Annotated in this window: 12 protein-coding genes; 2 read left to right on the top strand and 10 right to left on the bottom strand. The window is 66.0% G+C overall.

All coding sequences use genetic code 11. The features are described from left to right. Nucleotides 1–9: 9 nt before the first annotated feature. From FRC98_RS11885 to FRC98_RS11905, 5 genes are all read right to left on the bottom strand, one after another. A complete protein-coding gene (locus FRC98_RS11885; protein ID WP_146981660.1) occupies nt 10–561 on the bottom strand; it encodes a hypothetical protein in 552 nt (183 codons plus the stop codon). 105 nt (nt 562–666) lie between these two features. Beyond that, entirely contained in the window at nt 667–4410 is a 3744-nt protein-coding gene (locus FRC98_RS11890; RefSeq protein WP_230467533.1) for a VIT domain-containing protein, read from the bottom strand. A 97-nt stretch (nt 4411–4507) separates the two neighbouring features. Next, complete coding sequence (gene proA / locus FRC98_RS11895) at nt 4508–10588, bottom strand: anti-phage protein ProA (RefSeq protein WP_146981662.1); 6081 nt, start codon at nt 10586–10588, stop codon at nt 4508–4510. A 193-nt stretch (nt 10589–10781) separates the two neighbouring features. Further along, nucleotides 10782–11144, bottom strand: coding sequence for a hypothetical protein (locus tag FRC98_RS11900; RefSeq protein WP_146981663.1), 363 nt, complete (start codon nt 11142–11144; stop codon nt 10782–10784). 1005 nt (nt 11145–12149) lie between these two features. Beyond that, nucleotides 12150–12545, bottom strand: coding sequence for a TraR/DksA family transcriptional regulator (locus FRC98_RS11905; RefSeq protein ID WP_146981664.1), 396 nt, complete (start codon nt 12543–12545; stop codon nt 12150–12152). A gap of 357 nt (nt 12546–12902) precedes the next feature. Between FRC98_RS11905 and FRC98_RS11910 the strand changes: the two genes are divergently transcribed. Further along, entirely contained in the window at nt 12903–14489 is a 1587-nt protein-coding gene (locus FRC98_RS11910; protein ID WP_146981665.1) for a DEAD/DEAH box helicase, read from the top strand. A gap of 182 nt (nt 14490–14671) precedes the next feature. On the opposite strand, the gene FRC98_RS11915 is transcribed toward FRC98_RS11910, so the two are convergent. Continuing rightward, entirely contained in the window at nt 14672–15658 is a 987-nt protein-coding gene (locus FRC98_RS11915; RefSeq protein WP_146981666.1) for a hypothetical protein, read from the bottom strand. Nucleotides 15659–15822: 164 nt separating this feature from the next. Continuing rightward, the gene (arfB, locus tag FRC98_RS11920; protein WP_146981667.1) at nt 15823–16263 is read right to left on the bottom strand and encodes an alternative ribosome rescue aminoacyl-tRNA hydrolase ArfB; all 441 of its coding nucleotides are present in this window, start codon (nt 16261–16263) and stop codon (nt 15823–15825) included. Between the two features lie 214 nt (nt 16264–16477). Here arfB and FRC98_RS11925 point away from each other — a divergent pair, with 214 nt between their 5' ends. Beyond that, nucleotides 16478–16930, top strand: coding sequence for a YaiI/YqxD family protein (locus FRC98_RS11925; RefSeq protein WP_146981668.1), 453 nt, complete (start codon nt 16478–16480; stop codon nt 16928–16930). 20 nt (nt 16931–16950) lie between these two features. Here the strand turns inward: FRC98_RS11925 and FRC98_RS11930 are convergent, their stop codons facing one another. From FRC98_RS11930 to FRC98_RS11940, 3 genes are all read right to left on the bottom strand, one after another. Beyond that, nucleotides 16951–17358: a hypothetical protein gene (locus FRC98_RS11930; RefSeq protein ID WP_146981669.1), complete on the bottom strand. Its 408-nt coding sequence runs from the start codon at nt 17356–17358 to the stop codon at nt 16951–16953. Nucleotides 17359–17532: 174 nt separating this feature from the next. Next, the gene (locus tag FRC98_RS11935) at nt 17533–20301 is read right to left on the bottom strand and encodes an Ig-like domain-containing protein (RefSeq protein WP_146981670.1); all 2769 of its coding nucleotides are present in this window, start codon (nt 20299–20301) and stop codon (nt 17533–17535) included. Between the two features lie 245 nt (nt 20302–20546). Next, nucleotides 20547–21260 carry a hypothetical protein gene (locus FRC98_RS11940; RefSeq protein WP_146981671.1) on the bottom strand — a complete coding sequence of 238 codons (714 nt, stop codon included), beginning with the start codon at nt 21258–21260 and terminating at the stop codon, nt 20547–20549. Nucleotides 21261–21282 lie beyond the last annotated feature (22 nt).

Here is a 21282-nt window from a genome sequence, read left to right on the forward strand (position 1 = left end):
GAGCGGGGTTCAGCTCTCGTGGTTGTGGTAGTGCGGCTCTTCGACGACCTCTCGCTCGGAGAGGCGGCGCATGAAGTCGTCGGTCCCGGCGGCGTGCGGGTCGGAGGGTAGCGCGCTGGCTTTGAGATCGGGGAAGATGTAGCGACGCGAGCCTTCCCCGACGACGACGGAGTAGGCATGGCCGCGTTTTTCGAACTCAGCGAGCACGTGGGCGGACTGGTCCAGGTTGAGCTTGCTCTCCAGGGCCAGGGTGGCCGCGCTGAGCTCGCCGCCGCCCTTCTGGGCCAGCTGCAGGATGAAGCGTTCCAGGTCTTCGGGGATGTGGAGTTCGTTGGCCTGCAGACCCGTCTTGCGGGCTTTGACGCCCAGGGTGATTGCCGCTGCGAGGATGACACCGAAGAAGAGGGCCATCATCAGATTACCCTCAACGTTGGGTGCTCCGATGATGACCTCGTAAAGCGCGAAAGTCACACAGGGCAGACTGAAGAGGGTCATGGCGAAGGACCAGATCCACAGCACACGGGCCTGCCGCTTTTTTTGACGCTGAGCGTGTTCAAGCATGGTCGGTCTCGGGACAGGGTAAAGCGACATGACGACGCCGTAGAAGCGGGCGCACTCTAGCGCAGGGAGCCAGCTGCGCGCCAGCGTTCGGACCTTCCCCGGGCCTCACCAACTCCGACGCGCCGTCAAGGCGTAGGCCAACCCGCTCAGGGATTCCGTCAGGATGACCTGCTCATTCGCCGTGCCAGCCGTACGCACCTGCGCCCGGGTTCCCTCGGGGGCGCGGGCATAAAGGTGGAGATCATCGCCCCTTTTAACCTCGACGATGGCGTCGAGCACGGCGTAGCCCTCGGCGTCGGTGGAGCGCTCCAGAGCCAGGAGGTGAAGGGGGTAGGAGGAGCGACTGATCTGAAAATGGTCGCTGGAGACAAGTAGAAGCTGCGGAGCGGGCGCGTTGGCGGTCGGCGCGCGCAGAGTGATGCGGACCTGGGTCTCGGTCAGGGTGTGCTCGGCTGGCGAGGGGGGCGCGTAGGCGTCGAGTGAGACTTCGTGTGAGGGCGGATCGACGCCCAGCGCGCTCAGATCGCTGACGAGCGGGCAGTCGGCCACTCCGGGCTCCGGAATTGCCTCAGCCCGAGAGCGGGCATACTCGCCGGCCCGCTCCCGCAGGCTGCGCACGCTCTGGAGGTGCGCGCAGGCCCGGGCGGGCTGCTCGCTAAACAGCAGACCGCGTGCCAGCAACTCCTGGAGTTCAACGTTCTCCGGGGCACTGTCGATCACGCCTGAGAGCACCACCCGAGCGCGCTCGTCCTCGCCAGCCCAGGTCAGGTGGTGGCTGTAGAAGAGGAGCGCATCGGGGTCGAGGCGGTCGTACTCCAGCCAGTCTTCGAGCTCCATGCGGGCGCGACCCCCGGTGTAGGGGGCGTAGTCGTCGATCAGGCGACGGCGCAGGTCGCGGCGGCTGCGGTCGCGGGTGATGTCTCGGGAGAGTCGGGCGTAGGAGCGGGCCTTTTGTGAGGTCCAGTGGCGAGGATCACCGCCGGCGCGGAGTCGTCGATCGATGTTCAGGGTCACCTCGGAGACCGGCAACAAGAGCTCGGGAGGACGTTGTACCGGTGCGGGCCGGCGAGGGGTGGGTCGACGGGGGCGGGCTGTGGCGTTGCCAAAGAGGGGGATGAACTCGACGCCCTCGTCATCTCCAGCGAGGGGCTCTTCGGGCGAAGGGCCACGCATGACAGAGCTTGAGGCGCGACGGCGCGCCCGAGGTTTGGGGGCGTTGCGGGCGCGGCGGGCCTGCATCGTTTTGTAGGGCACCGGGGCCGGGGCGGCCTGCTGCGGCTCGGCGCGGGCCTCCTTCGGCTCGGAGCCGGAGCCGCCGCGCATGCCGAGGTCGGCGGGGCCTTCGCCAGACATGGGGATGCCATGAGGAAGGTCACGTGTCGCAAACACATCTTCGACAGGAAAGACATCGAGGGTGTGGGTACGCGATTCCACCTGCGGCAAGGGGCCCCGTGGCGCGCGAGATGTGTCACCGCGGACAAGCTCGATCGCCTGGATTGCGTTTGGGTGCTCGCGCCGGCGATCGAGGTGCTCGATCTCACTCTCCAGGACCACCCAGGTGGTCAGGGGGCTGAGCACGCTGTGGTATTTGGAGAGCTCGATGGTCAGCGCATCACTGCGCTCGGGGTCGTCGGGACGCATGGCGCTGAGGCGGGCGATCTCTTCGCTGGCCCAGAGGGCGGGCAGGTGCAGGGCATCGGATTTCTGCCAGGAGGCCGGCCGGAGCTGGGAGGTCCACTCCCAGGGCTGGCCGCGATGTTGGCCAGTGACGCGCACTTCAAGGGGCACATCCTCCTGCAACGCCTTCAGCGGGAGACGGCCGTAGAGCAAGAGCTCTTCGCCGCTGCGCAGCGAGGGGGGCGCGGGCAAGGGGATCATCTCAGCCGGAGCACTGACGTGAACCTCGATGTCGCGGAGTGACTCGGAGATAAGGCGCTCGAGCACCCGCCAGGCGTTGGCGGTGGGACCGCGGGTGGGGTCGAGCACCACGGGCTCGGTGCCGCCCAGGGTGCGCGCGAGCAAGCGCTGGGCGTCGCGGTTGGCCGCCCCGCCCGGGTCGACCACGTGCAGGCGCACGCCCAGCGCGTTGAAGGCCGGCGCGAGCTCGTCGACGATGGTGGCCATATCGAGAGGCCCCACGCTGGTGTGGCCGTCGGTGACATAGACCACACTCATCGGGGGGGCTTCGCCCTGCCCCTGAGCCGCGCGCGCGTGGGCCACCTCCAGGATGGCGCGGAGCGTCTCCAGGGTGTTCTGGGCGCCTCCCTGCTCCATGGCTGAGAGGGCATCGCGCAGGGTCGCGTCGGCCGCGGTCGTCCACCCATCTCCAAGTACCTCGCATTGCTCCGCGCAGCTGAGCGCGGCGACGCGGCGAGGGGCCTCCATCTCGGTGAGGATGGCGCGCGCGAGGCGTCGCTGGACGTTGAGCAGAGCCTCACCGCTGCGGTAGGAGGTGTCAAAGACCAGCAGCACATCATCCGGATCGTTCGCCGCGCTTAAGGGAAGGGGCGGACGCACGCGCAGGAGCATGTAGGCGTCGTCGTCGGGCTGGCGCGGCTCCACAAAGATCTGGGCGCTGAGCGCCTCGCTTCGCTCGGCGTGCTGCACCTCCACCACAAAATCCCCCTCCGCCCAGAAGCGCTCCTCTTCCATCGTCACATGCGCGTAGGCCACGTCGCCCGGGGTTTTGGAGGCTTCGAGCGCGGCCTCATAGCCGGAGACCATCACCGCGTCGGTGGGCACGTCGTAGAACTTGAGGTTGAAGCCGATTTTATCGATCGGATCCTGGGCGATGCCCATCGGGTAGGCGTAACGGTAGCCTCCGGCCGAGGGTTCCAGGCGGTGGTAGTACCCGATGCGCACGCTGGCCTGAGCGTCGGGTGGCACGCTGCCCAGCCGAAGCTCCCCGCGCGCGGTGGTGCCCTGGTCGAGCTGGGCCTGCTGCAGGCCGAGGGCTTTTGCGGCCTCCCAGGTCCGTTTGGCCTCCTCGCGCGTCTCGATGCGCCCCTCCCGCCACGCGTTATCGGCGCCGACCTTCATCGCCATGCGCGTGAGCACGGCACCGGGGGGAAGCGCAAAGGTGTAGGTGGCGTCGAGCGAGACGCGACCGCGGTTGGCAAAGGTCTCTTCGACCTCGGTGTAGGCGACCGGGCCGTGGACGCCCGCGCGCACCTCCATCTTCAGATGCTCGACGGGGGGCTCTTCGAGCACCTCACCCGCCCGGTGGGTGCGCAGCTCACCGAGGCGTCGCACTGGCGAGCCCAGGGGCTCCTCGCGCGTCTGCCCGGCGAAGATATGATCGAGGTGCAGAGGCGGAAGCTCCACCAGGGTGCCATCAGCCTCGATGCGCAGGGGGAGTGCGCGCGTCAGCGCGCGTTCTTCGTCTGTAGTGCGCACGGTGGCCTGCCCCTCGCGAAGGGTCAGCTCGGCGATGTCGTGATTGCGCACGATCTTGACGCGGCCTTCGAGCCGAAGCGTGCGCCTCTTGCCCAGGCTCACCTCAAGCGGGGCGTCGGAAGCCTCGACCCACACGCCCCCGTCGAGCACCTCAACTGACGGCGTCTTCTTGTTACCCAGCACCACCGTGGCCCCTGGCGAGAGCACCACCTCCTGAGCGCCGGGAAGGGTGAGATGCTGTGTGGAGCCGTAGGGCGCGTCCACCTGCTCGCCAGGCGCCACGCTTCGGGGGACAAGGCGCGCGCGATCCACCTCCCCGCGGGCCGGAATGCTGACCACGTGGGCCTGCCAGGTGGCCGGCCCCTCGATAAGGCCGCGAACCTGCTCGCACCCCGCAGCGGTCAGCATCGCTCCCAATCCCAGAATCACCAGCCAGTGGCGTGCGCGTCGCATCGATGCCCCGTGTGGTCGCCGTCGTCGTGAGTTGAATGGGGGAGTATAGCGAAGTTGGGGGGGCGTGTGCAGGGGGAGTTGGCCCTGGGAGTGTTCCTCACCGCCCCGGTCGCAACACCCCCTCCTCTTCCACGACCTGCCCCCGGGCGATGAGGCTGTTAAGCGCGGCGTCGAGCTCCGAGCGGATGCGCGAGCCCATGCGGCTGTAGCCAAAGACGGTGGAGCTCGTCTCGCTGATGGCTTCATCGCGGCTTAAGCCGAAGGCGCGCTCCAGCGTCCAGAGGAGCGCATTCTCCAGCTCGCGCTGCGGGATCTCGTCGATGGCGCGGCCCTGGGAACTCTCATCGTGGTAGCGGAAGCCCTGCCAGGTGGCCGGGTCGAGTTTGACCGGCCAGGCCACGTCGCCGACGACGCGCACCTCTGGCGAGCGCTGGAGCAGGGTCTCGATCCGCTGCGCGATCTTTCGGCCGTAGCGGGAAAGCCCCCAGGCCTGGCTCACAGCCTTTCCGACCATCTCCACCTTGACGGGGCCGTGGTGGCGCACCAGATGCGAGAGCTCCACGAGTAGCGTGGCGTCGTTGTGGCCCTCATAAAACCCGTCGGGGTCGAGGTGCTCGTGGGGGGCAAGATCGCGCCAGGGGCTGGCACTCTCGGGCCACCGGGAGTTGGCTGCAGCGCCGGCGATCTCCCGCTCCACCGGGGCGTACTCCACAGGGGCGGTGGCTGCGGGGGCGGTGGCGACCTTCTCTGCCAGCGCCACCTCAGCCGGGGGCGTCGCGGGGGCCTGGCGAGTTTTACTGGCCTGTGAGGGCATCTTAAATTCACGCGCAAAATCAGCCGGTTGGCGCGAAGGCGTCGCCCGGGCAACCCGCTCCTCGGCGGCAGAACGCGCCACCGGGGCCGCCTCCACCTCAACGTCGGTGATGACGTCGAGCTCCGCCTCGGAAATCTCCACCTCCGAGGCCGCGCTCAAGCCCCCGCCAGCTTCGCCGGAGACCACTGCGCCCTGACGAGGTTTGAGGTTGAGCTCGCGCAAAAGCGCCACCACCCGCTCGGTCTGCCCGGCCGGGTCATGCCACCAGTCGGTGGACCAGATGCGATGGATCGTCCAGCCCAGGTTCTCCAGAACACCCTGGCGAATCCGGTCGCGGTCCCGGGCATTTTTGGAGCTGTGGTAGCTCGCGCCGTCGCACTCCACGCCCAGCAGGTAGGCACCGGGGCGCTGCGGGTCGACCACGCCCAGGTCCACCCGGTAGCCGGCCACGCCCACCTGGGTGTGCACCTCCCAGCCGGCCTGGCGAAGGCGCTCGGCGACCTCCCGCTCAAAGGGGGAGTCGTAGTCGTGCATGGAGGCCTGGGTGACCTCCTCAAAGAGCGCGGCGGGCCCGCGTTTGGCGTACTCCAAAAAAGTCTTGAGGTGGCGCACACCCACAGCCTGGGTGCGGCTCGTGTCGATCTGATGGGGCTCAAGGGTGCTGAAGACCTTGAGGAGCTCGCGGGCGCGGGTGATGGCCACGTTGAGGCGGCGCTCCCCGCCCTCGCGGTTCAGCGGCCCGAAGTTCATGGTGACCTTGCCCACCTGGTCGGGGCCGTAGCCGATGCTGAAAAACATCACGTCGCGCTCGTCGCCCTGCACGCTCTCCAGGTTCTTGATGAAGACGGGCTCGTCGCTCTCGCTAAAGAAGCGCTCGATCTGGGGGTGGCGGCGGCGCTCCTCGTCGAGCAGCTCCTCGATGCACTGCTGCTGGGCCTGGGAGAAGGTCACCACGCCGATGGAGCGCTCGCGAAGGGTCGGGTCGAGCAGGCGCGCTACGATCTCGGCGACCACCGCCTGGGCCTCGGCGCGGTTGGTGCGCGAGCCGCCCCGGTCGTAGAAGCCTTCCACGGGCACAAACTTCACGCCGAGCTCGGGCACCTGCTGGTGTGGCGAGGGGAAGATGTGCAGGCGGTTGTTGTAATAGCGGTCGTTGCTAAAGGCGATCAGCGACTCGTGGCGGCTGCGGTAGTGCCAGTCCAGCGTGAGCTCGGGCACGCCCGAGGAGATGGCCTCGTCGAGGATCGACTCCATGTCCTGAAGATCCTGCTCCTCATCGAAATCATCCTTCGCGCTGGCCTCAAAGAAGTTCGTGGGGGGAAGCTGCTTGCTGTCGCCGACGATGATCGCCTGGCGCGCGCGGGCAATCGCGCCGATGGCATCCCAGGGTGGAATCTGGCTGGCCTCATCAAAGATCACCACATCAAAGAGGTCGAGCGAGGGGTCCAGGTAGCGTGCCACCGAGAGCGGCGACATGAGCATGCAGGGCTTCAAGCGCACGAGCGCCCTGGGGGCCTCGGCCACCAGGGTGCGCACGGGCTTATGGGCCCGCTTCTTGCGGAACTCCCGCTGCAGAAGCGCCATCTCTCCCGGGGCATGGGGGTCGGGGAGGCGGCGCGCCAGGGTGTGCTGGACCTTGAGCCGGGCCAGGCGCTGAGCGCCGGCGTCGATCTGGCGAAACTGCGCGATGAGCTGGTCGTGGGCGTAGCCCCGAAAACGCTCCAGCGCCGCGTGCTGGTTGAAGCAGTGGTCGACAAAGGCCTCGCGAAGCCCGCGCTCCATCGCGTCGAGCAGGGCGCGGTGGTCGAGCGTGCGGCTTAAGAGCGCGTCGACCAGCGGGGCCTGGCCGGGAAGCTGGCGGACCTGCTCGGCGCGGGCGTTCCAGTCGCACCAGCTGCGCAGGCGCGCAAGCTCGGCCTGCCACCGGGCGATGCGCTCGCGCTGCGCCGGCGGACGCAGCGCCTCAAAGCGCTCGGCGGGCCATTGAAGCTCGGTGAGCAGGGTCTCAACCGCCTGCGCGTAATCGTTGCGGGCGGCTTCAAAGCCCTCGATCGCGGTGTGGGCCCGGGTGCCCGGCGCCAGGCGATCGCCGGCGCGCACCACGAGCTCCTCCAGCACGCTGGCCAGCTGCGGGGTGACCTCGTTGAGCCTGGCGAGGCGGTCGCGCACCTCCCGGGTCTGCGTCCACACCCGAGCCAGAGCCTCCGGTGAGGTCTCGGGCCCTTTCCAATGATGGCCCCAGAGCGTGGCGTAGGCGTTAAGGGCGGGCTCGACCTGAGCGTCGAGCTCGTTGACCTGGTCGGCGCTCTGCAAGAGCCCGAGCACCTGCGTGTTGTCGGGAAGATCGCCGCTGGCGTGAGCCCGCAACCTGCGGCGCGCCCCCCACAGCATGATCCAGGCAAGGAGCACAAAGGCCTGGGCCCAGCGCGCGAAACGCTCGCGTTCCTGCCCGAGCGTCGGCTCGCGGTAGAGCGTCGGCGCAAAGACCTCGCGCACCCGGGCGTCGACCTGCTGGCGCTGCCGCAGGTAGTTCTGGGCCTGCTCAAGCTGCGCGCCGATCTGCTCGCGCGGAGCTTTCAAAAGCTGCGGCGTCGGCGAGGGGGCGCTTAAGACGAGCTCCATCGCCTCGTCGAAGAGGCGGCCGGCGCGTTGCAGCGCGGCCTCCTCAAAATGCAGCGCCTCGCAGAGCGCGTCGGTGGCCCGCGCAAGCGACTCACCGGTGTGTGCGGCGCGCTCAAGCGCGGCCTCCACGCGCTGCTGAAGGCCCAGCGACCACTCCCGCACGCTCGCCCCTTCAAAGGGGTTGTCGCGCGGATGCCCCAGCTCCTCGGTGGCGCGGGCAAGGATCTCCACGCGCTCGCGCATCTTCGCGTAGGCGTCGCGGTCCGGCAGCGGCCCGCGCTCCCCGGAGAGCTTGAGCACCGCCGGGGCCTCGCGCAGCTCGCAGAGGCGCGCGATCGCGTCGAAGAGCGACTCCCCAAAAGGCCCCTCCTGATGCAGCAGGCGCGCGTAGGTGTTGAGCCGGGCGCGGCGCTCCTCAAGCGCCTCACTGTGGCGCTCCCACTCCGGCGCTTGCTTAGGCCAGCCCGTCGTAAGCGGCTCTTCAAGCTGCGCCATCACCTGGGCTTTGCTGGCCTTGTCCGAATGCAGCTCCAGGGTAAAGGGCCCCAGCCCCACCTGCTTTAAGCGGCGCTCCACGACCTGCAGGGCGGCGGGCTTCTCGGAGACAAAGAGCACGGTCTTTCCGCGGCCGAGCAGCTGGGCGATGAGGTTGGTGATCGTCTGCGATTTGCCCGTGCCCGGCGGGCCCTGCAGCACAAAGGAGTTGCCGTCGAGCGCCGAGAAGATCGCCGCAAGCTGGGAGGAGTCGGCGTCGACCACCGAGAGGTCTTCGTGGGCGGGGCGCTTCTGGTCGATCTCCTCGGGCTTCACAAAGGGCGCCGGCTGCTCCAGGCGCTCCTCGCGGGAGCGCCCCTCCAGGATGTGGCGCACAATCGGGTTGGCCATCAGCGCGTCGGTGTTTTTGTGCAGGTCGAGCCAGAGCATGAACTTGCGGAACTCATAGATCGCCAGCACCGCCTTACGCTCCACATCAAAGCCGCGCACATCGCGCACCGCGTGCAAAAAGGCCTGGAGCACCCCGTCCACATCGACGCCACTCTCATCGCGGGGAAGCTCCTCCCAGCGGGGCAGCTCCATGCCGAAGTCGGTGCGCATCTTCTCGACCAGCGTCTGGTTGAGCAGCGGATCATCATCGCTGCGGCAGACGTGGTAGGGACCGCCGACGCGCTCACGCTCCAGGGTCACCGGGATCAACAGAATGGGCGCCTCGCGCTCGCGGTCGGAGCTCTCGCTCTCCTTCCAGCGCAGCATTCCCAGCGCCAGATAGAGCGCCGAGGTGCCGCTCTCCTCGGTGATGGTGCGGTTGTTGCGATAGATATGCACCGCGCGTTTCTCAAACTCCGCCGGCGTCAGATCAACGCGCAGAACCCCCTGGCCCAGGCGGGCGCGGGCCGCGGCGAAGACCTCCTCCTCGCTCTGATCGGGGCGCGCCCGGTCACGGGGCTCCAGCCTGAGACCTTTGCCCTGGCCCTCCTCCAGCTGATCTTCGATCGCCGCAGGAAAGTCGCCCAGCAGGGTCATCGCGTTGTTGGTGTCGCGGTGGTTGAGCAGGCGGTTGTGCATCGTCAGGTCAAGCAGGCGCTTTTTCCAGATATCGATGCGCTCAGCCGGGCTCTGGTCGGGGGCGGCCTCCGGGCGCATGGGCCCGGGCAGAATCAGTGTGGGCGCCTCCCCGCCCCCCATCGTGTCGGCCTGGGGCGCGGCGGCGACGGGCTGGTAGGCCGCTTCGCGCTGCAGGCGCAGCGGGCGCACGCCCTCATCACGACAGACCCGCACATCAACCGCGCCCACAAAATTCGCCGCGTTACTTAGATGCGCGCGGCCAATCTTAATGGCCTCATCAAAGCTCGCGCCGCTGGCGGCCGGCGAGGAGTCGAAGACCAGGCACTCCCCCAGTCGCACGTGTTTGTAGATCTGCTGGGGGTCGGTCTCCACGGCACGATCAAAGGTCATCTCGCGCAGCCACACCCCGACCAGAGCGTGGCCCCGCACAAAGATCACCAGCGGATGCAGACCAATCTGCTCAAGGGCCGAGGCCATCAGCACCGAGAGGTCCAGGCAGGTGGCGATCTTATCGGAAAAGATCTGCTCGGGGGTGCGCACCTTCTGGCCGCTCTCTTGAAAGCTGGCCGGGGGGTTGGCGTAGCCCACCCCGGCCTGGCGCACCGCGGCGTAGACGGCCCAGGCAAGGCGCGCCACCCGCTCGGGGCTCTCGCTCTGGTAGCCCTCCAGGCCGGGATCAAGCTGGCGAGCGCGCAGGCCCTGGCGCGCAAGCTCCAGCCAACGCCCAACGCCGGGATGGTTGGGCGTGACAAAGGCGGCGATGGTTTGCGCCCCGGCCCCAAGCCCCGGCCACTCGTTATAGGCCAGCACCTCCAGGGGCCCGGAGAACCTGGCGAGTTCCTGCGCCCCGGCGACAAGCTGCGCGCGCAGACGACCCTGCTCGCGCTCGGTCTGGTTGATGAGACGCTCAACATGAAAATCAATCGCCAGCGGCACGCCCGAAAGCTCCAGCGACTCGCCGGCCGGTACCCCCTCAAGGCGAAGCTCCAGCGGCTCGGCGATCTCCGGGTCCAGGGTGATGCGCAGCACCATCGGCCCCAGCGCCTGCGCGCTGCGGTTATGCACCACCACCCGGCGCAAGAGGGGGCGCCGCGACTGCTGGGTCGCCAACTGCACGCGGGGCTCGTACACCACCTCCAGCTCAACCTTCCCCTGCGTTCGTTCGTTCTGCTCGGCCATGGCCTGCTCCCGGGTGCCGGGGGGCGGTCTGCTGCCCCCGGGCTTTTTTGAGATCGTCGTGTCGCCTGGCGAGTCGCCTCACGTGCAAAGGAGGTCACCAGGCTCGAACGCCTGGCATTTCAACCCATCATTCCGTCGGATACAAGGTGTAACCTGATCGCATGACAGCGAAAGATGTCTGCATGGCCGCCGTCTACCCCTCGCCGCCTGCCTCTTTTTTATAATACGATTTGATATGGGCTCCTTCTGGCAGCGCGCTCTTTTCAGGTTGCACCCGGCCCACATCCCGACTCCAGCACTCTTCACGGCGCTCGCGTCTGCGGCGCTGCGAAGCGGCGTCGTTGCCGGCGTACTGTCGGTCGAGCTTCCGGCGGCGGCGCGACTCTTCGCTCATGTCGCGCGTCAGGCCTGCAGCGCGGGCCTGCTCGCGCTCCGAGGCGCTTAAGCCCCCGCGCTCGCAGAGCATCACCTTATAATGACGCTCAAAGCCGGCGCCCTGCAGCCAGCCCTCCACGCGACCGGTGGCGATAGCCCAGACCAGGAACACGCTCAACACGATCGCTCCCACGGCCCCTAATGTGCCGCCGCGGCCGCCAATGTGGTAGGTGCCGTCGGCGCCGCGGGTGACCTTCGTCGCCCCCCAGGCCCCGGCGCCGGACGCGCTCGAAGAGGGCGACGAGTCAGGCCGAGAGTTACCTGCCGGCGAGGAGAAACTCCCGAAGGATGGCGCGCTGCCTGGCGGCAGGCCCGGTCCCCCCGGGGGCTCGGCCCCCTCCGCCGGCCTGCCGAGGTCGGATAACGAGGCGCCAAACCCCACCGATGCCCCCTGCTGCGGGTAGGCACCGCCCCGGGGCGAACCTCCCGAGCGCGGCGCCCCAGCGCCTCCCGCCCCACCCTGGCTCCCCGACCAGGCGCTCGTTTCTTGCGCCCCTCCCCCCGCCTCAGCGGTCGCGCCAGCGCCGGTCAACAGCTCGGCACAATGCAGACAGTTCCTGGCGTTGGAGGGGTTTCGACCACCACATCGCTCGCATCGCATGCTCGCTCCTCGGCTTCACGCGGCTCCCACCGAGCCGCGGCCTCTCAACGATTCGATGAGTGCCGAGGCTGACAAAGTGCGTCGCCGACGTCAATTGCACGACGACCCGGCGTCGCTTTCCGCCTGTGCGCGTCTTTCTATCCCCTCGCCCCCCTCGCCATGCCTTTCGCGATAGGCCCGCGAACCCCTCGACCCCCTCGCCATGCCTTTCGCGATAGGCCCGCGAACCCCTCGACCCCCTCGCCATGCCTTTCGCGATAGGCCCGCGAACCCCTCGACCCCCTCGCCATGCCTTTCGCGATAGGCCCGCGAACCCCTCGACCCCCTCGCCATGCCTTTCGCGATAGGCCCGCGAACCCCTCGACCCCCTCACCATGCCTTTCGCGATAGGCTCGCGAACCCCTCGACCCCCTCGCCATCCCTTTCACGATAGGCCCGCGAACCCCTTTACGCCCCCTTCGGGGTATATCGAAAGCGTAGCGAGCCACGAAGCGCTCAAAATCCCCCCTTAATCATCAAAAATCATCAAAAATCATCAAAATCCCGCAAATGCCGCCGTCTCCCGTCCCGTCGCGGCCCGGAGCGCTTCGACTGACAGGGTACGCATAAGGTCGCCCAGGGCATCAGCTCCAGGCGGCGCAGGGGAATGGGCTCATCGCAGTCCAGACATAGCCCGAACTCCTCGGGGTCGGCCGCCATACGCTCGAGCGCCGCCTCGATCTTGCGCAGCTCCTCCACCCGCATGCGGTTTCGCTTCGAGGCGATCACCTGGTTCATCTCGTTGAGGGGCTGCTCGTCTTCATCGGCGTGCTCCACCGCCGAGGGGCGGTTGGGGTCGACGCCAATATCGCCCTGAGCCATCAGCTCGGCGCGGCGAGCCTGCAGGCGCTCGCGAAGGATTTTCAAGTCGTCGTCTTCCACAGGCGTTCATGCTCCAGAACGTGGATTAAAGAGGCCGGCCACCGGCCGGATTCGCAGCGCAAAGATGTATCGCGCTTGACCTTTGAGCTCAACGCTGTCACAAGCCGCTTGCCGAGTGTCGCCTCAACGGTCCACTCGAGTCTTGAGAAGAGCTAAGCGCCGGGCACACTTGCCGATTTCCCGAGCGCGCTATCCTTTTGCTCCGATGCTCCCGAAAGTGAGGTCGCCAAAAAAAGGGTCTGGCTCGTTACGACGCAATGATCAGAAGTTGATGTCGCTGGTGCTCTCAACGCAGCAGACACAGCATCAACGATCGCTCACGGCGTCATTTCCTTTTTACGGCACCATGGAGTCATCATGAGCATCTCTGTCGACGCTTCTGCGTCTATCCCCCCGTCTACCTTCCGCCAGCTGGGCCTGAGCGACGCGATCCTCAGCGCCGTGACCGACGCCGGCTACGATTCGCCCACGCCGATTCAGGCCGGGGCGATTCCGCTTCTTCTTGCCGGCCACGATATCATCGGCCAGGCCCGCACCGGCACCGGCAAAACGGCGGCGTTTGCGCTGCCGATGCTCAGCGCCATCGACCTGAACGTCAACGCGGTGCAGGGTCTGATTTTGACCCCGACGCGTGAGCTCGCCATTCAGATCGCCGAAGCGATGGAGACCTACGCCAGCCACCGCGCCGGTCTGCGCATTCTTCCGATCTACGGCGGCACCTCGATCGTGGGTCAGCTCCACGATCTTCGCCGCGGCGTGCACGTGGTGGTGGGCACCCCGGGTCGTGTGCTCGATCATATGCGTCGCCAGAGCCTGCGACTGGATCAGGTCCGCGCGCTGGTGCTCGACGAAGCCGACGAGATGCTGCGCATGGGCTTTATCGACGACGTCGAGACGATCCTGGAAGCCACGCCCAAAGAGCGCCGCACCGCCCTTTTCTCGGCGACGATGCCCCGCGCTATTGAGGCCGTGGCTCAGAAACACCTCGACCAGCCGCGCAGCGTGATGATCGCCTCGCAGGCCGAGTCGACCATCGAGCAGCGCTTTATCCGTCTGCGCTACCCGGAAAAATTCTTCGCGCTCGACCGTCTGCTGCGCGCCAGCGACCACGAGGGTGTTCTGGTCTTCGCTCAGCGCCGCGCCGACACCGAAGAGATCGCGCAAAAGCTCAATGAGCTCGGCCACCGCGCCCAGGCGCTCAACGGCGACCTGGGGCAGCACCAGCGCGAGCTGGTCGTCAACCGCCTGCGTGAGCGCCAGCTCGATGTGGTCGTGGGCACCGACGTGGCCGCCCGCGGTCTGGACGTCGACCACTTAAGCCTGGTCGTCAACTACGACCTGCCCTTCGACGTCGATACCTACACCCACCGCGTCGGCCGCACCGGCCGCGCCGGGCGCGAAGGTATGGCGGTGAGCCTGATCTCCAACCGACAGATGGCGTTTATTCGCCAGGTCGAGCGCAAGATGAAGACCAGCGTCACCCCGATGCAGATCCCCTCGGCGGCCGATGTGGAGCGCCGCGCCGCCGACGAGCACGCCGCCAAACTGCGCAAGGTGCTCACCGAGAAGCCCGACCTGCTCTCCCCCCATTACGACCTGGTCAAGGGCCTGGTCGATGAGGGCTTCCACATGACGGAGGTGGCCGCGGCTGCCTCACTGCTTGCCGCCGGCGACGCCCTGAAGCCCCCGACGATGGCCGACCTCAACGCCATCACCCCCAGCTCGCATCGCGCCTCCAACGGCAAGAAGAGCCGCTCCTCGAAGCATCGCGGCCGCTCGAAGGGTCGCGGCTCGCGCAGCTCCAAATCCTCGCGCAGCTCCAAGTCCTCGCGCTCGGCGAAGCCCGCGCGCAGCGAGAGCCGCAAGAGCTCCGGGCGTAACGCCTCGCGCAACACCCGCAAGAAGTTCAGCCACCGCAAAGGCCCCAAGCCCCCGCGCGATTGATTTTTTCAATCAGGGAGCTGCGGCTGTGAACCCATGGTGATGTCGCCTGAACGAAGAGACATCGCATCACCGTAAGTTCACGATCGGCATTAAAAAACCCGGCGCATCCGCGCCGGGTTTTTTTGATCATTTCGAGGAGGTGAACTCGACCTCCAGCCCCTTCAAACAGGCCAGCGTGATGGTCAATCCACCGCAGGCGTCGCCACCGCCATCCGGGGCACCGGGCTGACCGCGCGCACCTCCCAGCCCGAGGCGCTCAACAGGTCGCGAAGCCCCTGCGGGGGCCGCTCTCCGGCCACCTCGGCGTTGAGCGGGCGCTCGTCCACATAGGTCGAGACCGTATACGAAGACCACTCCCCGTCGCTGCACGCATAACACGCCCCGAAGGCGTAATGCTGCTCGGCGAAAAGGCGGCCCTCCTCGGCGTCCCAGGAGGGCGTAAGCGCCACCAGAGTGCCGTCGCCGGGCTCGACCTCCACGTCTTCTTCCAGGCCGAGCTTCAGCCCCTCAAAATGCTCCGCCCCCAGCGCCGCGCTCAACGCACCCACCTCCACCTGCGTTGGCTCCCCGCCGCTGAAGTCGATCGCCAGCTGCTCGCACTCCACCCCCGGGTGGGCCGCACCGCAGTAGTACGAATCCACACACAGGGTCACAAGCCCCACGCTGCCGACCGCCCCGACCGGGGTCATCGACACCTCCCACCAGCGATCCTCCGGCGCCATCGTCGTCTCTTCCGGCGCCCAGGACTCCCCGGTGGTGTCGTTGATAAAACGCCCGGTCATCACCGCTCGATCCGTCAAACACGCCTTCGGATCGGGCTCCTCCGCCCCCTCCATCATCTGCTCCGAGACGCAGCCGCAGTCGGGCTGGGCAACCTGGCGGGTGCCCTCCTCCCAGCGCCACATCCCGGTGGCCCCGGGCACCACCAGCCCGGCAAAGGCGGAGTGCTGCGAGCCCAGCCCGTCGTAGACGCGCGTCTCCATCTCCCCCTCATGGACCACCGTGACCGCAAATCGCGCATTGGCCGCGCGGGTCTGCTCATCCTCGACCGGTGCGCGTGCCGAGGCGACCTCGCCGGCCGCATCTTCCCCGCCCCGATCAGCCGCACATCCCACGCCCGCCACGACCATAAAGAGCGCCGCGCCCATCCATCTTCTGCCACCTTGCATGCCATCCTCCCGATGTATTCAATCCCATTCGCGCCAACGACTGCCGTGTTGCCATCGGCTCGATGCGCGCCGCAGTCATTCCCTGGGCCACTCTTATAAGAGCGTCTTCCTGGCTCCTTCTTCCCACCCCCATCGTAACACTGCCCCTCCCCTGCTGCTCCTCATCACCAATCCCGACGTTTGGGTGCCTTCCTCAACGCCTTCTTCTCCCCCCGGCGCCGCTTCTCCTCGACACGCCGGCGCTTCGCCGCCCGCGAGGGCTTGGTGCGCACCCGGCGCTTGGGCCGCTGCAGGGCTTTATGCACCCGTTCGGCCATGCGCTTTCGCGCGTCTTCCTTATTGCGATGCTGACTGCGCGTCTCACTCGACGCCATCATCATCACCCCCTCCTCATTGATGTACCCCGACAGACGCGCCATCACTCGCCGCTTCTGCGCCTCGTCGAGCGCGGTGGTCTGCGCCACCGGCCAGTGCAAAATGACCCGCGTGTTGGACGTGTTGGCATGCTGGCCCCCCGGGCCCCCCGAGCGCGTGCTCGTGAAGTAGAGCTCCCACCCCGGGATCACCACGCCATCGCCAACCTCTAAATCGTCTTCGCTGCCCATCGTCTCCTGCCTTCGCTGCGCTCCTGAGTTCCAACCGACGCGCCCAAAGGTGCACGCCATACGGTGCGATTTCAAGGAATCGCTCCCGGCGACGCAGCGCCAGAAGAGCGCTGACAACGCCCCGTCCGCTGCGCTACACCCTTATCCGATTGTCAGATCGACAGAGGTCGCCGACGCGCGCCCCCCACTCGCCACCCCAACCCCGGAAGCCCCCATGACCATCTGGGTCGACGCCGACGCCGCCCCCGGCGCCGTCAAAGATATTTTGACCAAAGCCTCCCTGACCCGCGGCGTCGACGTGATGCTCGTCGCCAACCGCTGGCTCCCCAAACCCCGCGCCGCCCGCGTGCAGACGGTCGTGGTACCCGCCGGCGCCGACGTGGCCGACGACTACATCGTGGAACACTGTGAGGCCGGCGATCTGGTGATCACCGCCGACATCCCCCTGGCCGACCGCGTGATTGAGCGCGGCTGCGAAGTGATTACGGCCTACGGCCGCGAGCTCGACGCCGAAAACGTGCGCGAGGCCTTAAATATGCGCGACTTCAAAGAAGAGCTGCGCGACCTGGGCGTGATGACCGGCGGCCCGCCTCCCTACGGTCAGTCCCAGAAACAGGCCTTTGCCAACGCGCTGGATCGCTGGATCACACGTAACCAGCGCGGCTGAGCATTCACGCCGCCCGACGCTCAGCGCCCCCGCACCGTCCGCATCATATCAATGCGCTGCACCAGCGGGTCGACCAGATCCGCCGGCATCGCCTCACTGACCCGCGAGCCCGAAAACTCATCGGGCATCGTCACCGTGACGTAGTACTCGTAGTCACTAAACAATCCCTGACGGCTCGAGCGACCGCTGGGCTGATAATAGCTCCGCTCCACCTGCTTGATGCGACTCACATCAAACACATCCCCATAGCTCGTCGTGCCGATGCGCGAGGTATGCGCGATGCGGCACCTGGACCCCACACACTCCAGCTCCGCAGAGACCGTGTCGGTCAGAAAGCTGGCGACCACCATCACACCAAACAACCCGAGGGCCACCATGCCCCCGATCTGCTTAAGCGTCGATTCTTCACCCGTTTTTTCCTTACCCATCGCCGCACACACTCCATGTCCGCGCACGCGCAACGCCGCGTCGCTTCAATCCTTTCAACCCGTCGATTCCAAACCCTGAATGGGAGTGGAGCCAGCATAGAAGCTCACCGCCGCGCGTCCAGCCTCTTTTTCGCCCGTCGAGCCCACTGACATCAAGCGCGCACCACCTTCGGGTTAGAGCAATGAGCCTTCTTCGCGACGCAGCGGGCAGTCTGTAAACAAACCGCCCAGTGGACTCTCCGCGGTGCGGATCGGCGCCATAAAGTCGATCTCGATATAAGCTCCCCCCATATAAGGCACATTTTCACCGCCATAACGCGCCAGACCTCCCGGCGAGTAGCCTCGCAGACGTCCCTCCACATACCCCTGGGGCGTCCAGCGGGTGATCATGAGCGTTGCCGTCTCTTCATCAAGCCAGGCCGCCGGGGTCTGCAAAACACCATAATAGATCTCCTCAAGATGCACCCCACCCCCGGCAGGCACCACGGTTGGGAAAGGTCCGGGCACCTCGGCGGTGATCACATGCAGGTTGGGTTGGTTTTCATATCCCATCTCAATGAGCAGCATGCCATCCGCATAAAGACCGGTAATGCCCATGAAGGCACCCATGGTGCCGTTGGCCATCCCACTGACCCGGATGTCGTAGAAACACTCGCAATGCCCCACCCGCACCCGCACCGAATCCGTCAGCTCCGTCCCCTCCAGACGAGCGGTGATGGTCACCTCCTCAGCCTCTCCGGGCACAAAGAGGCCGTTTTGCGAGATGCTCCCGTCGCTGGCCGACCACACCGGCCGTGCGCTCGGATCGGCGCTGGCGTACTCCGCCTCAAACTGATGTGTTTCATCCTCGCTCAAACAGCGCGCGCGAGGGTTGATGCGCAAAAAGGATTCATCGCGGATCACTGCGGTCGCCGTCCGCGGCACCGGGTCACACGTCGCGCTACGCAAGCCCCGGCTCGAACGACTCCGCAGCTCTACGACCACCGGAAACGCCTCCTCGTTATCCGGCAGCACCACATCCACGCTGAGCTGATTATCGTTGCGCCGCTCGTTCTCCAGGGTCGCCTCACCCATCACAACCTCCCAGATCCCGGAGGGGTCGTGGGCATTCTCAATGGTTGCTTCCAACGTGACCGTCTCCCCGGGCAACGCCGCCACATTCGGCGTCTCCATCACAACCTCAATGGGCAAAATCGCAATATTCTTAACCCAGCGGGAGCTACCTTCATTACTCTCCGGCGGAAAATGCGCTCGAGAGCCATTGGCCTTCACCTCGATCGCTCCCTCCCCGAAACGCTGCGGCTCATAGCTGTTGAGCACACCGCCCGGCCCTCCATCCACACAAAATCCTTCCCGAACATCAGCGCCGTTGGCCCGCGACCCGATCTTCCCCGGGTACTCCACCTTGAGCTTCGAGCCGGTCATCCCCACCCGAATGTTCTCCCAGGGCCCCGGATTGAGCACACACGCACCGCTGCCATCGAGCCATCCCCCCAGCGACTCCATCGGACCGAGCTGCTGAACAAATCCCAACAACGCCTCGCTGATTTCGCGCCCCAGATCGTCTTCAAGCCCAAAGCTGTCGAGAAGCTCGTTGATCACCGAGTCACTCTGACGACCGGTGGCCTTGTCAAAACGCCCCGCCAGCGAAAAGGCCAGACCGGCGAGCTGCTGTCCGATATCTTTGGTCACATCCCAACCGGGCGCCTTGGCCGAGATATAGTAGTCAGACCACTCCTCCGCCTGTGTGTAGTCCTCCAGAAAGTTCGGCGCGTAGCTTCGAACCTCCGGTGCGTAAAGTTCTCGGGGATACGCGTTGGCGTGCGCGCTCTTCATCAGCTGATCGATCGTTAAAAAGATGCCCAGCAACTTACCCACAATCGCCGAGGGTGCCGGAATGCTGGAAAGCAGCCCGACCGCCTGCGCCACCATCGCCGTGCTTTCGGCCAACGCCTCCGAGGTGGCCGCCTTTCGCATGTAATAGGAGAGGTCGTCTGAGGAGTTGATCTCCACCTCCACAAATCGGCTCAGACTGCCGCAGATGCCCTGCTGGCGGCTCCCCAGATCGTCGCCAAAACCCAACCCCTCCGAGGGGCCGCGGTCGGTATAACGGGTCTCAAACCCTTCGGCCTCAAGCTCCGCCACCTCGAGAATCGCCTCGCGATTTCGCGTCGCAAATCCGAGCTTGCCCACGATCCGGTCGACCGCCTCCAGATCTTCGGCGTCTGGAGAAAGCGCCAGACGCCCCTCCTCGATCTGGCGCTTGAGCGAGTCGGGATTGTCGGGATGGGCCGTCGCCCAGGCTTGAATCGCAAGCGGTATCGCCATCACAGGGATCTGCTCCAGATCCCCGCTCATCACCTCCTGTGCTGTAAGCCCGTAGGTCGCCAGAAGCTCGACGGCCAGCTCCGAGCTCGTCTCCAACGCCTCGATGAGCGCGCCCGGCGCCGGCGGCAAAGCCTCCACCTCCCAGTCAAACTCCCCCTCACAGGCCGTCTGACCATCGTCAAATCGAAGCCCCACCGGCCCCCCCTCCAACGAGTCGGGATGATGCGGCGAGACGATAAAGTGCGTCTCTTCCACCACATCGTAATACACCGGCATCGTGTACGACTCGCCCTCCCCCTCGCCATAAATCACCTCGGCGACAAAAAGCCCCTCCCGCAGCTTCGGCCCCTCCACATCCACATCGAACACCTGCAGATCGATGTCCACCCGCTCAAAGGGCTCGGCCCCCTGCCGTGACAGCTCCACGCCCTGACAGTACGAGGCAAACTCCACCTCTTCGGGCTGCGCCCCCTCGTAGACCTCCAGGTTGTTCTCGGGCTCAAAATAACTCGTACAGCCCTCACACCCGGCCCCCATGACGCCGAGCGCCAGCACAACTCCCACGGTGGACAGGAGCGAAATTCCGGAAATTTCTCGTGTTGACATCGTCTTCATCACACCACCCTATGTCGCACAAAAGACTGAAATTAAAGTGTATTTACGCGCAGAAACCCCGCAGGCATCGCGCGCTACAGAGCATTCCGACCACGGTTTGTAAGACCATGGTCATATTCAACTTCTCCGGGCGTTCGCCTGTGGCGAATCTTCTGGAAAAGCTCACGTTGTTTTGCGTCGCCTGCTTAGACGAAGTCCTCCCCTCTCTATTCAAATGTATTTAACGGGCCTTTCTCACCATCCCCTTACCACTCCACCGGCGAGCGCACCTCCTCCTGCCCCCACGCCTCGCGCGCGAGGGACTCCTCCCCCTGCACTTTCTGCCACGCATGTCCCCCCCCGCTAAGCCCCGCCAACGCCGCGATCTCCTTGCCGGCCTCCAGACATCGATCGATGTGCTCCTCCAGGCGCTTCTCCGTTATGGGATCCTCGGTCGTGAAGATGCAAATCCGGCGCCCCGCCAACCTCAGGCGGTAGTCATCCTTTTCAAACGCCTCGAGCAGCTCCACAAATCGCGCCTTCATCAAGGGTGACGTCATCGCTCGCTCCCCGGGTATGTGCCCCGGAAACGCCTCAAAAAACGTGTCGTCCACCTCCATCAAACGCAAATCCAGCCTCTTCCCCGCCTCCGCTCCCTGCTGCCCCACCACAAGCTCGCCAGGAAAAGGCGCATCAAACTCCAGGTCAAACGCCCAGCCATACGACAAACCTCGCCGGTAGTCGTCTCCCAGGTGCATCTTCCCTATGCGAAAACGCATCGACCCCACACGAATGACGATCCTCCACGTGGCGTTTCCCTCCTCGATCTCCACAAGTTTCCATCCCCGCGCAATACGAATATCCCGAAGGGGATCATCGTACTTCCAGACTCCCCAGAGCACCGCCCCGATCGTCGCAAAAAGCGCGAACCCGAAGATCCAGGAGATAAGATTGCCGATCTCGTCAAAGGTCATATCCATACCCACCCCTCTCATGTTTAGA

Source organism: Lujinxingia vulgaris, from assembly GCF_007997015.1.
GTDB lineage: Bacteria > Myxococcota_A > Bradymonadia > Bradymonadales > Bradymonadaceae > Lujinxingia > Lujinxingia vulgaris.

Bases quoted from the DNA above. Each gene is read 5' to 3' on its own strand.
- FRC98_RS11885 (WP_146981660.1), bottom strand. From the start codon at position 561: ATGCTTGAACACGCTCAGCGTCAAAAAAAGCGGCAGGCCCGTGTGCTG.
- FRC98_RS11890 (WP_230467533.1), bottom strand. From the start codon at position 4,410: ATGCGACGCGCACGCCACTGGCTGGTGATTCTGGGATTGGGAGCGATG.
- proA (WP_146981662.1), bottom strand. From the start codon at position 10,588: ATGGCCGAGCAGAACGAACGAACGCAGGGGAAGGTTGAGCTGGAGGTG.
- FRC98_RS11910 (WP_146981665.1), top strand. From the start codon at position 12,903: ATGAGCATCTCTGTCGACGCTTCTGCGTCTATCCCCCCGTCTACCTTC.
- FRC98_RS11915 (WP_146981666.1), bottom strand. From the start codon at position 15,658: ATGCAAGGTGGCAGAAGATGGATGGGCGCGGCGCTCTTTATGGTCGTG.
- arfB (WP_146981667.1), bottom strand. From the start codon at position 16,263: ATGGGCAGCGAAGACGATTTAGAGGTTGGCGATGGCGTGGTGATCCCG.
- FRC98_RS11925 (WP_146981668.1), top strand. From the start codon at position 16,478: ATGACCATCTGGGTCGACGCCGACGCCGCCCCCGGCGCCGTCAAAGAT.
- FRC98_RS11930 (WP_146981669.1), bottom strand. From the start codon at position 17,358: ATGGGTAAGGAAAAAACGGGTGAAGAATCGACGCTTAAGCAGATCGGG.
- FRC98_RS11935 (WP_146981670.1), bottom strand. From the start codon at position 20,301: ATGAAGACGATGTCAACACGAGAAATTTCCGGAATTTCGCTCCTGTCC.
- FRC98_RS11940 (WP_146981671.1), bottom strand. From the start codon at position 21,260: ATGGATATGACCTTTGACGAGATCGGCAATCTTATCTCCTGGATCTTC.